General features: G+C 69.2%; 8 protein-coding genes and 2 pseudogenes. 7 read left to right on the top strand and 3 right to left on the bottom strand.

Translation table 11 applies throughout. The features are described from left to right. The first annotated feature begins 39 nt into the window (after positions 1-39). From BN4332_RS21950 to BN4332_RS21975, 7 genes and pseudogenes are all read left to right on the top strand, one after another. Entirely contained in the window at positions 40-516 is a 477-nt protein-coding gene (locus BN4332_RS21950; protein WP_066901583.1) for a MarR family winged helix-turn-helix transcriptional regulator, read from the top strand. Beyond that, the gene (locus tag BN4332_RS21955) at positions 513-1,754 is read left to right on the top strand and encodes an MFS transporter (RefSeq protein WP_066901585.1); all 1,242 of its coding nucleotides are present in this window, start codon (positions 513-515) and stop codon (positions 1,752-1,754) included. The genes BN4332_RS21950 and BN4332_RS21955 overlap by 4 nt, the downstream gene beginning before the upstream one ends. A 427-nt stretch (positions 1,755-2,181) precedes the next feature. Continuing rightward, positions 2,182-2,499, top strand: coding sequence for a hypothetical protein (locus tag BN4332_RS21960; RefSeq protein WP_066901587.1), 318 nt, complete (start codon positions 2,182-2,184; stop codon positions 2,497-2,499). A 103-nt stretch (positions 2,500-2,602) separates the two neighbouring features. Next, a complete protein-coding gene (recC, locus tag BN4332_RS21965; RefSeq protein WP_066901589.1) occupies positions 2,603-5,827 on the top strand; it encodes an exodeoxyribonuclease V subunit gamma in 3,225 nt (1,074 codons plus the stop codon). Next, positions 5,824-7,578, top strand: a pseudogene (locus BN4332_RS21970) (UvrD-helicase domain-containing protein); the annotation flags it as partial. The gene recC and the pseudogene BN4332_RS21970, both read left to right, overlap by 4 nt. A gap of 176 nt (positions 7,579-7,754) precedes the next feature. Next, entirely contained in the window at positions 7,755-8,117 is a 363-nt protein-coding gene (locus BN4332_RS35590; RefSeq protein ID WP_435405171.1) for a PDDEXK family nuclease, read from the top strand. Then, positions 8,117-9,342, top strand: a pseudogene (locus tag BN4332_RS21975) (AAA family ATPase). Before BN4332_RS35590 ends, BN4332_RS21975 begins: the two are co-directional and overlap by 1 nt. Here the strand turns inward: BN4332_RS21975 and BN4332_RS34925 are convergent. The 3 genes from BN4332_RS34925 to BN4332_RS21990 all read right to left on the bottom strand — a co-directional run. Beyond that, positions 9,339-9,473: a hypothetical protein gene (locus tag BN4332_RS34925; protein WP_264076858.1), complete on the bottom strand. Its 135-nt coding sequence runs from the start codon at positions 9,471-9,473 to the stop codon at positions 9,339-9,341. The pseudogene BN4332_RS21975 and the gene BN4332_RS34925 overlap by 4 nt on opposite strands. Positions 9,474-9,650: 177 nt before the next feature. After that, positions 9,651-10,040: a hypothetical protein gene (locus BN4332_RS21985; protein WP_066901591.1), complete on the bottom strand. Its 390-nt coding sequence runs from the start codon at positions 10,038-10,040 to the stop codon at positions 9,651-9,653. Positions 10,041-10,113: 73 nt separating this feature from the next. Further along, the coding region (locus BN4332_RS21990) for a dienelactone hydrolase family protein (RefSeq protein WP_096866962.1) at positions 10,114-11,382 on the bottom strand (1,269 nt) is incomplete at its 5' end.

Genomic DNA, 11,382 nt, shown 5'->3' on the forward strand with positions numbered 1-11,382 from the left:
ACACCGGGCGTGGGAAACGATTCGGGCGGCAATACATCTATGTGCTATGCACATATAGTGCCTCGCTACGACGAACTCGATGAGCTTCTGGTGCGCATCCACGTCGTCCGGCAACGGCCGGGCTGGCGGCGCCGGCTGATCGACGCGTCCGGCGGCGTGCCGTCACTGTCGACGCTGCGAGTGTTGCGGGCCGTCGAGCAGCGGGAGCAAGCCGGAGTGAGCGCGTCGGTCGGCGACGTCGCCGAGTTCATGGCCGTCGAGCACTCGACCGCCAGTCGCACCGTCGCCAACCTGGTCACCACTGGTCTGCTCACCAAGACCCTCGCCGCCGATGATCAGCGCCGGTGCGTGCTGGCCCTGACCGACGACGGCCGCACAGCGCTGGCCGAGGTCACCGAACGGCGCCGGGACATGGTCGCCGAGACCGTGGCGGATTGGCCCGAGGCCGACGTCGACACGCTCGTCGATCTCCTGCAGCGGCTGGCCGCCGATTTCGAGCGAGGCATCGGATCGTGACGGCCCAGACCACCGCCCGCCCGCAACCCCGCGGCGCCCTGCGCCTGATGTTCGACCCGGTCTTCGGCGCGCTGTTCTGGGGCAAGATGTTCTCGGTCGTCGCGGTGTGGACGCACGGCATCGTGGCGGCCATCGTGATCTTCGACGCCACCGGCTCGGCGGTGATGGTGGGCCTGGTCGGCGTCGCGCAGTTCCTCCCCCAGCTCATCTTGAGCCCGACCAGCGGCAAGTGGGCCGATGTGGGCAACCCCGCCCGCCAGATCCTGTGGGGCCGGGTGTTGTGCATCGTCGGCTCGGGATCAACGGCGGTGTGGCTGGCCCTGGCGCCGGATCTGCAGGGCACGGCTGCGGCGGTCCCGGTGCTGGTCGGGTCGACCCTCGTGGGGTTCGGTTTCGTGATCGGCGGTCCGGCCATGCAATCGGTCGTGCCGAGCCTGATCCGGGCCGGCGAGCTGCCGACGGCCATGGCGCTCAACAGCATTCCGATGACCATCGGTCGCATTCTCGGTCCGGCCATCGGTGCCTATCTGGCGGCCCATCTCGGTGCCGCGCCGGGCTTCGCGATCAGCGCGGGCCTGCATCTGGTGTTCGCGATCTTTCTGCTGCTCGTCACCTTCCCAGCCCGGCCGCAGCACAACCCCGATGGCGATTACCGGGTCCGGGCCGCGCTGGCCTACGTGTGGCGGGACCGGCCGCTGTTGCTCGCGCTGCTCGCCGTGACCACCGTCGGGTTCGCCTCCGATCCGTCGATCACCTTGACCCCGTCGATGGCCGAGGAACTCGGCGGCGGAGCTCACCTCGTGGGCGCGCTGTCGGCGGCGTTCGGCGTCGGCGCCGCAGTCGGCATGGTCGTGTTGGCGGCGATGCGCGGGCGACTGCCGTCGGCACGGGTGTCGACAATCGGGCTGTGGCTGCTGGTGGCCGGCTCGGGGTTGCTCGCACTGGGCACCGTGACCACCGTGGCGCTGGCCGGGTTCGCGATCGCGGGCCTGGGCTTCGGCTGGGCGATGACGGGTCTGAGCACGGTGGTGCAGGAGCGGGCTCCCGAAGAACTGCGGGGCCGCATCATGGCGCTCTGGCTCGTCGGCTTCCTCGGCTCGCGCCCGTTCGCCGCCGCACTGCTGGGCGGTGCGGCCGACCTGTTCACGGTGCGGGTGGCGTTCCTGATCGCCGGGGTGGTCACGCTGGCCGTCGCACTGGCGGCTCGACCCGCCGCGCTGTCCTCGCCGGCCCCATGACGGGTCTGCGCTAGCCAAAGCGGTTGGCGCATCACCTCATTTCGCGCCGCGCAGCAAACGCGCGAATCAAGCAACACCGACGCCGATGCAGGAACCTGCTCCTGCATCGCCCCCATCCGGGGCAAAGATTGCCTGCAGAAGCTCTAGCAAATATGTGGCGACGCAGATCACACAGGCAGCCACTCCGCGATGGCGGACCATTTATGCACGTTATCCACGTATTGACAGAACTCGCACCGCTGCTTATGGTTTGCCACATCAGCGCTTTAGCGCATGATATGAACATTGCTACACGGGGGAAACAATGTACAGCAGCGACCACTGGGCGCAGACCGAGCCGCAACACCAAGCGCCGATCAGCACACCATCCAGATACACCGGAGCTAATCGCAGGTTGGCGGTAAGGCTCCTCAGCCTGACCGGAGCCGTGGCCTTCTTGGGCTTGGTCTGCCCCGGGGTCGCGGCCGCCGATCAGATCCAGCTGCCCGACCTGCCCAACGTCGACGAATCGCTGGCCTACACCTACGCGATGGACCACCAACGCGAGATCTGCAGCATCCTCGACTATCGGTTCGCTCAGACCGGCGCCCCCGTCGAACCGATCGACGCGATCATGGCTGAAGTGGCCGCGCGCAGCGGCTTCAACTTGGACACAGCCGGTTTCGCGGTCGGCGTGGCCATGGGCACGTCATGCCCTCAGTACGTCGATCGATTCGAGACCGCCGCCGCCCAGGAATTGGTCTGACGGTTCCGCTCCAGGGCCGCGAACGTCACGACTCGAGACCCATCGGGGGAACGCCCCCCGGATTCTTCGCCCACCGGCACCGGGTCTCCTATCGTGTCTGTCGATGGCACTGCACCTGCACCGGGCCGAGCGCACCGATCTGCTCGCCGACGGGCTGGCAGATCTGCTCTCGCAACCGCCGGCCGACCCATTCGCCCAGGAGCTGGTGCTGGTCCCAGCCAAGGGCGTGGAGCGCTGGCTCAGTCAGCGGCTGTCGAACCGGCTGGGGGTGTGCGCGGCGGTCGAATTCCGCAATCCGCGTTCGCTGATCGCCGAGCTGACCGGAACGGACGAGGACGATCCCTGGTCGGCCGACGCGATGGCCTGGCCGCTGCTCGCGGTCATCGATGACAATCTCGGCCAGCCGTGGTGTGCCGCGCTCGCCACCCATCTCGGCCATTTCGAGATCGGTGAGGAGTACGAGCTGCGGCAGGGCCGGCGCTACGCGGTGGCGCGCCGGCTGGCCGGACTGTTCGCCTCCTACGCGCGGCAGCGTCCGCAACTGCTGATCGACTGGGAGGGTCTGCCCGCCGACCTGGCCTGGCAGGAACCACTGTGGCACGCCCTGCTCGAGCGGATCGACGCCGATCCACCGCACATCCGGCACGCGAAAACCCTTGCCCGGCTGAGGGAGTCGCCCAGCGATCTGCCCGAACGCCTGTCGTTGTTCGGTCACACCCGGTTGCCCGTCACCGAGATCGAACTGCTCACCGCGCTGGCCACCCATCACGAACTGCACTTGTGGCTGCCGCATCCCAGTGACGATCTGTGGCGATCCCTGGCCGATCACAGCGGCGCACTCCCCCGCCGGGAGGACACCAGCCACCGCGAGGTGGGCCACCCGCTGCTGGCCACCCTCGGCCGCGATGTCCGTGAGTTGCAACGCAGCCTGCCGACCCCGGACACCGACGAATATCGCAGTGGCACCGGCCATCCCGACACCCTGCTGGGCTGGCTGCAGTCCGACATCGCCGCGAACGCGGTCCGCCCGGCCGGACGGGTGGCCCGGCGCGAGGACCGTTCGGTACAGGTACACAGCTGCCATGGTCCGGCCCGGCAGATCGAGGTGTTGCGCGAGGTGCTGCTGGGCCTGCTCGCCGACGATCCGACGCTGGAGCCACGCGACATCCTGGTGATGTGCCCGGACATCGAGACCTATGCCCCGTTGATCACGGCCGGTTTCGGCCTGGGCGACGTGGTGCCGCGCACGGGAGGAGCACAGATCAGGATCGGTGCGCATCCGGCACACAAGCTGCGGGTGCGGCTGGCCGATCGCGCTCTGGTACAGACCAATCCGCTACTTTCGGTGGCCGCGTCGGTGTTGGCGCTGGCCGGCGGCCGGGCCACCGCCAGCGAGGTGCTGAACCTGGCCGAGTCGGCCCCGGTGCGGGCCCGGTTCGGCTTCACCGACGATGACCTGGAGGCCGTCACCGCCTGGGTGCGTGAGGCCAACATCCGGTGGGGATTCGATCAGGAGCACCGCCGTCCCTATGGAGTCGAATTCCTGCACAACACCTGGCGTTTCGGCATGGACCGGGTGCTGGCCGGGGTGGCGATGTCCGACGACTCCCACGCCTGGCTGGGCACCACGCTGCCGCTCGACGATGTCAGCAGCAACCGGGTCGAGTTGGCCGGCCGGTTCGCGGATTATGTCGAGAAGCTGCGGATCACGGTCGAGGCGCTGGGTGGGGTGCGTCCGCTCCGGGACTGGCTGTCGGCGCTGAGTTCGGGGATCGAGGCACTGGCTTACTCGGGCGAGGAGTGGCCCGCCGCTCAGGTGCAGCGCGAGTTCGCCGAGATCATCGAGTCCGTCGGGGCTCCCGAAACACCCATGCGGCTCAGCGATGTCCGTGCGCTGCTGGACCGGCACCTGGCCGGGCGGCCGACCCGGGCCAACTTCCGCACCGGCACGCTGACGGTGTGCACCATGGTGCCGATGCGCTCGGTGCCGCACCGGGTGGTGTGCCTGGTCGGTCTGGACGACGGCGTGTTTCCACGGTTGGGCGCGGTCGACGGGGACGACGCGCTGGCCCGCGATCCACGCACCGGTGAACGCGACATCCGTTCCGAGGACCGCCAGTTGCTGCTCGACGCGATCGGGGCGGCCACCCAGACGCTCGTCGTCACCTACACCGGCGCCAACGAGTATTCCGGCCAACCCCGACCGCCCGCGGTGCCACTGGCCGAGTTGATCGACACCCTGAGCATCACCACCGAAAACCCGCTCGACATCGTCACCACACATCCGTTGCAGCCCTTCGACATTCGCAACGTCACGCCCGGCGAGCTGATCCCCGCAGGCCCGTTCACCTTCGACCCGACAGCGCTGACCGCCGCCCAGGCCAGCGCCGGGCAGCGGGCCGAGCGGCCGGCGTTCTTCGCCCACCCACTGCCGTCACCGCCGCCCGCGGACGTCGCGCTGGCGGATCTCGTCACGTTCTTCAAGGATCCGGTGAAGGGCTTCTTCCGGGCGCTGGAGTACACCCTGCCGTGGGACGTCGACGGCGTGTCCGACGTGATGCCGGTGGACATCGACGCGCTCGAGGAGTGGACGGTCGGCGACCGCATGCTCGGCGACATCTTGCGCGGGATGACCCCGGCCGACGCCCAACAGGCCGAGTGGCGTCGTGGCACGCTGCCACCGGGCCAGTTGGGTTGGCGGCGCGCGATCGCGCTCCGCGATCAGTGCGCCCTGCTGGCCGCCGAGGCACTGCGCCACCGGGACGCGGATCCACAGGCCTACGACGTCGACATCGACCTGGGCACCGGGCGGCGGTTGACCGGCACGGTCTCCCCCGTGTTCGGCAACCGGTTGGTGTCGGTGACCTACTCGAAGCTCGGCGGCAAGCATCTGCTGCAGTCGTGGATCCCGTTGCTGGCGTTGGCGGCCGGGCTTCCGGACCGAGACTGGTCGGCGGTGTGCATCGGCCGGCCCCGCCGCGGTGACACGCCACGCATCGAGGGGCTGGCGCGCCCGGACCATCCGGTCGAGCTGCTGGCCGATCTGGTGGCCATCTACGACGTGGGGCGGCGGGAACCGTTGCCGCTGCCCGTCAAGACCTCGTATGCGTGGGCAGCGGCACGGCACGCCGGTGACGATCCGGAGCGCGAAGCCGGATACCGGTGGCGCAGCGGCAGGTTCCCTGGCGAGAACGAGGAGCCGGCGCATGTGCGGGCGTGGGGCCGCGGTGCTCCGTTGAGCCGGCTGGCCGGACTGGCTGAGTATGCCGAGCGGCTGTGGTTGCCGGTCCTACAAGCCCAGGCGCGCGCCGAAGGGGCAACCCGGTGAAGGTATTCGAACTACTCGGCCCGTTGCCGAAGGCCAACAGCACCACGGTGCTGGAGGCCAGTGCGGGCACCGGCAAGACCTTCGCGCTGGCGGGGCTGGTCACCCGGCTGGTGGCCGAGGGCGCGGCCACGCTGGATCAGATGCTGCTCATCACGTTCGGCCGGGCGGCCAGCCAGGAATTGCGGGAGCGGGTGCGCGACCAGATCGTCGATGCCCTGGCGGCATTGGAGGATCCGGCCCGGGCCGACAACGATCTGCTGCAACACCTGGTCGCCGAGGATCAGCCGGCCCGCCGGCAACGGTTGCGCGACGCGCTCGCCGGTTTCGATGCGGCGACCATCGCCACCACGCACCAGTTCTGCCAGATCGTGCTGAAATCGCTCGGCGTTGCCGGGGACAGCGATTCGGGTGTGACGCTGGTCGAGAGTCTCGACGAATTGGTCTGCGAGATCGTCGACGATCTGTATCTGGCCCACTTCGGCGCCCAGCGGGATGTCCCGGAGCTGGGCTACGACGAGGCGCTGCGGCTGGCTCGCGTGGTGGTGGCCAACCCGGCGACCGAGCTGCGGCCGGCCGATCCCGAACCGGACTCACCGGCCGCGATCAGGGTCGGGTTCGCCCGGGCGGTGCTGGCGGAGTTGGAGATTCGCAAGCGGCGCCGCGGCGTGCTGGGCTATGACGATCTGCTGACCCGGCTGGCCGACGCTTTGGTCGCCGACGACTCGGCCGCCCGGGTCCGGATGGCACAGCGATGGCCGATCGTGGTGGTCGACGAGTTCCAGGACACCGATCCGGTGCAGTGGCAGGTGATCGAGCGGGCGTTCTCCGGGCGCTGCACCCTGATCCTGATCGGCGATCCCAAGCAGGCGATCTACGCGTTCCGCGGCGGCGACATCGACACCTATCTGCGGGCGGCGGCCACCGCAGGCGACAAGCAGACCCTGGGCACCAACTGGCGCAGTGACAGCGTGCTCGTCGATCGGCTGCAGGCGGTGCTGCAGGGCGCCGAACTCGGCGGTCCGGACATCGTCGTCCATGAGGTCGAGGCGCACCATAAGGGCCATCGGCTGGCCGGTGCGCCGCACAACGATCCGTTCCGGCTGCGGGTGGTGGCCCGGAACGGCTCTGGCACCAGGGTGATTCCGATCGCCGACCTGCGTGAGCACATCGGCAGAGACCTGGCCGCCGACATCGGTGCGCTGCTCGCCAGCGACGCCACCTTCTGCGACCGGCCGATCCAGGCCCGCGACATCGCGGTGATCGTCGAGACCCACAAGGACGCCCGCGCGTGTCACACCGCACTGCTGGGCGCAGGTATTCCCGCCGTCTATACCGGGGATTCGGACATCTTCAGCTCCGAGGCCGCCGAGGACTGGCTCTATCTGCTGGAGGCCTTCGACCAGCCGCACCGTCCCGGGCTGGTGCGCGCCGCGGCGGCCACGATGTTCTTCGGGGAGACCGCGGAAACCCTTGCCGCGGGCGGTGATGCGTTGACCGACCGGGTCGCCGACACGCTGCGCACCTGGGCCGGTTACGCCCGTGAGCGTGGTGTGGCGGCGATCTTCGAGGCGGCGCAGCTGGCCGGGATGGGTAAACGGGTGCTGTCCTGGCAGGGCGGTGAGCGGTTGATGACCGACGTGGCCCACCTGACCCAGCTGCTCGGCGACACCGCGCATCGGGAGGGCTTCGGCCTGGCCGCCCTGCGGGATTGGCTGCGCACGCAGCGGTCGGAAAGCGGCGGCACGGCCGAGNGATGGCCGGCGGCGATCTGCGGGGTGGCGAGTTCGCGCGGCTGGCCGATGTCGGTGCGCTGCTGGACGCACACCTGCCTGCCGACGATCCCATGGCCGTGTACGCCGAGCGGCTCTCGACCGGGCAGCTGGGCCGTCAACCACTGCGCGGTTATCTGTCCGGTTCGGTGGACGTGGTGCTGCGGGTCGGGCAGCGCTTCGTCGTCGTCGACTACAAGACCAACTGGCTCGGCACCGGCGACGGGGTACTGACCGCGGCCGACTATGGCCGGGACCGGATGGTCGAGGCCATGCTGCACTCGGACTATCCACTGCAGGCGTTGCTGTACAGCGTTGTGCTGCACCGGTTCCTGCGGTGGCGGTTGCCGGGCTACGACCCGGCCGCGCATCTGGGCGGGGTGATGTACCTGTTCGTGCGCGGCATGTGCGGCGCCCAGACTCCCGTCGTCGACGGCCACCCGGCCGGGGTGTTCAGCTGGGAGCCGCCGCCCGCGTTGGTGGTGGCACTGTCGGAGCTGCTGGATCAGGGGGCCCGGTGATGTTGGACGTCTTCGCCGAGCTCCTCGAACCCGCCGATGTGCATGTGGCCCAACGCTTGAGCACACTCGCCGAAGAGACCGACCCGTCGGTCATCCTGGCGCTGGCGCTGGCGGTGCGGGCCCTGCGCGGCGGCTCGGTGTGCGTCGACCTGCGGTCGGTGGCCGAGCAGGCCCAGTCGCCGGAGCTGCCCTGGCCGGCCGTGGACGACTGGCTGACGGCGGTGGCGGCCAGCCCACTGCTGGGCACTCCCCCGGTGCTGCGACTGTTCGGGGATCTGCTGTACCTCGACCGGTACTGGCTGGAGGAACAGCAGGTGTGCGACGACGTCCTGGCGNCGAGACGTCGATGGTGTCGCTGACCATGATGGCCCGGTTGTTGGAGGCGGTGCGGCCGCAGACCCGGCTGCTGCTGGTGGGTGACCCCGATCAGCTGGCCTCGGTGGAGGCGGGTGCGGTGCTGGCCGATCTGGTCGAGGGCCTGGGTTCGCGTGGGGTGGCGGCGCTTCGGACCTCGCACCGGTTCGGTGCGTCGATCGGCGCGCTGGCCTCGGCGATCCGGGCCGGGGACGCCTCGGCTGCGGTGCAGGTGCTGGCCGCAGGCGGGGAGCATGTCGAGTGGGTGCAGTCCGGTGCGTCCGAGCGGTTGCGGGAAGTGCTTGTGCCGCATGCGCTTGCGCTACGGCAGGCGGCGATCCTGGGCGACGGCTCGGCGGCGCTGGAGATCCTGGACGAGCACCGGCTGCTGTGCGCGCATCGGCACGGACCGTTCGGCGTCGCGCAGTGGAACCGTCAGGTGCAGCGATGGCTGGCCGAGGTGACCGGGGAGCCGACGTGGGCGCAGTGGTACGTGGGACGGCCGATCCTGGTGACGGCCAACGACTATGGGCTCAAGCTCTACAACGGCGATACCGGGGTCACGGTGGCCGCACCGGATGGGTTGCGTGCCGTGGTCGGCGGGTCGGGATCGTTCGCCACGGGCCGGCTCACCGAGGTGGAGACCATGCACGCCATGACGATCCACAAGTCGCAGGGCAGCCAGGCCGACGAGGTGACCGTGCTGCTGCCGCCGGAGGATTCCCGGTTGCTGACGCGGGAGTTGTTCTACACCGCGGTCACCCGGGCCAAGACGCGGGTACGCGTCGTGGGCTCCGAAGCGGAGGTATGCGCGGCGATCGCCCGGCAGGCCGTCCGGGCGACCGGCCTACGACAGCGACTGACGCCCTAGACGGCGCGTCCGGCGAAGAATGCGCCTGAGATGAGGCCGATCGCGATCGCCAGGGTCGGCAATCCCATGGCGACGGCCGTCACGACGCCGGCGACCGCGCCGATGCCGAGCACCAGCAGAAGTACACCCACAATTGCACCGAACATTGCATCGCCCTTTCTATGACAGCGATCACAATGTACATCCTCCGTAAGCTGAATCACATGCAGATCGGGCACCAATTCGGTTAACAATCTCGCGGCAAAATGTCTAGCTGAGCTTGGTAAACGCAGTCGCCACGGCATGCCAGCGAACGCTGCGGCGCAGCGTCAGCCGGCGCCCAAGAGGTCCAGCGCCCACAGCCCCAACGCGGTAAGCAGCACGAAGGTCAGCAGCGAGATCCCAAGGGCGCGCCACCACCAGCGCCTGGGCGCAACAAACGGCAACACAAAGGTCCATGCCAGGCCCACCGGTAGGTAGGCGAGTATCCCGAGGATGATCCCGTAACCGTGCGGGTCGCGCGCCGGATCCGTGGAGAACGCGGAGCTCAGCGTGAAGAGCACGATCAGACCCCACAGGGCCAGGGCCCCACCGCCGATGACCGCGGCCACGATCCGGATGGCGAGCTCGTTCTGGGCCTTCCGGTCGGTCGCATGCGACAGCGGGAAATACGCCTGCACCCGTTCCTGCGGGTACTGCTCTGGCCGCTTCTCGTCCACGTCGCCCCCGGTTCAGCGTTATGACCAGGATAGGAGCCGTGCCAGCATGTGACCGGCACTGATTTTCTCGCCCTCAGACGGCCACCGCGACGGAGCGTCCGGCCAACGGTTCGTAGACCGCATACCGGAACAGTTCGTCCAGGATCGGCCCGACCAGGCCGTCCCACGGCGTCGCCGTCACGGGCTCGGTCGAGGGGAACGGGAGTACCACCGCGCTGGCGGTACCCGACGGCGTCGGGATGTCGATGCTCTGCCCCGGCGCTCCGTACACGCCGTCGTCGCGACCGGTGTACATGTCGTTGATCCAGCCGGCCGAAATCGTCCTGACCGCAGCGATGTTCTGCGGTTGCGAGAATCCGGCGATCACGTACTCGGCGAACTGCAAGGTCGGGTTCGCCCCCTGCAGACCGTCGATGTGCCGGCCACCGATCAGCATGACGCCGTTGAACTGCCCGGGCCGCGCGGCCTGCAACTCGTCACCGACCAGGCCGTCGCGGTTCCATACGTACCGCTCGGACGAGATGAGCAGCACCGGACGGTGGTTCGCACCGCTCAGGGCGTCCAGCGCATCAGGCATGTCGCCATGGGTGTCGACCGCGTCGAGCAGCACCACCCCGGCGAGGTCGTCGACCGCGCCGTTGTCCACCATGCGTCCGGCCGCGCCCACGACGAGCATCCCGCCCAGGGAATGGCCGACCAGGACGAACTTCGACGGCAGGGCAACGGGGTGGCCGGCTGCCGCGCTGGCGCTCGCGGTGAGTTCGGCACGGTCACCGGCGAACAGATCGGCGACGGATTGTTGCATCGGTTCTCCACCGATCCATTCCCCGTCGGGGTCGAACAGGTTCGACGACAGGCTGGGGACGACGACGATGCTGTTGGTCTCCTCGGCCAGATGCGCCGCGGTATAGCTGTACATCGGACCGGTGGCCATGAAGCCGTGCTGCAGATAGATGACGCCGGTCGCAGAGTGGGGGTCTTCGGGGAAGTACCAGTCAGCGCGCACGGTCTGATCGGAGCCCGGCATCTCCAGGGACGAGGTGCGCACGGTGACGGTGGTGCCCGGCGGGAGCACCGGCGGGCCCGAGAACACCTGCAGCGCAGCGCCAACCACGTTGAACACCAACGATCCCACGATGTTGACCAACGGCACCGAGCGAGCCATGGGCACCGGAGCGCTGACCGCGGCGGCCGGGATGGCCGTCGAAGAGGCGGCGACGGTAGACCTGTTCGACGCCCGGTCGGCGATATCGGCGAGGGCGGTGCGGGCCTGAGTGGCGACCTGGTCGACCAGAGTGGCTGCCCGGGCCGGCGGGGGCGCGTCGGCGGGGCGGGTGACGGT

It is taken from the genome of Mycolicibacterium houstonense (genome assembly GCF_900078665.2).
Lineage (GTDB): Bacteria > Actinomycetota > Actinomycetes > Mycobacteriales > Mycobacteriaceae > Mycobacterium > Mycobacterium houstonense.

Bases quoted from the DNA above. Each gene is read 5' to 3' on its own strand.
- recC (WP_066901589.1), top strand. From the start codon at position 2,603: ATGGCACTGCACCTGCACCGGGCCGAGCGCACCGATCTGCTCGCCGAC.
- BN4332_RS21950 (WP_066901583.1), top strand. From the start codon at position 40: ATGTGCTATGCACATATAGTGCCTCGCTACGACGAACTCGATGAGCTT.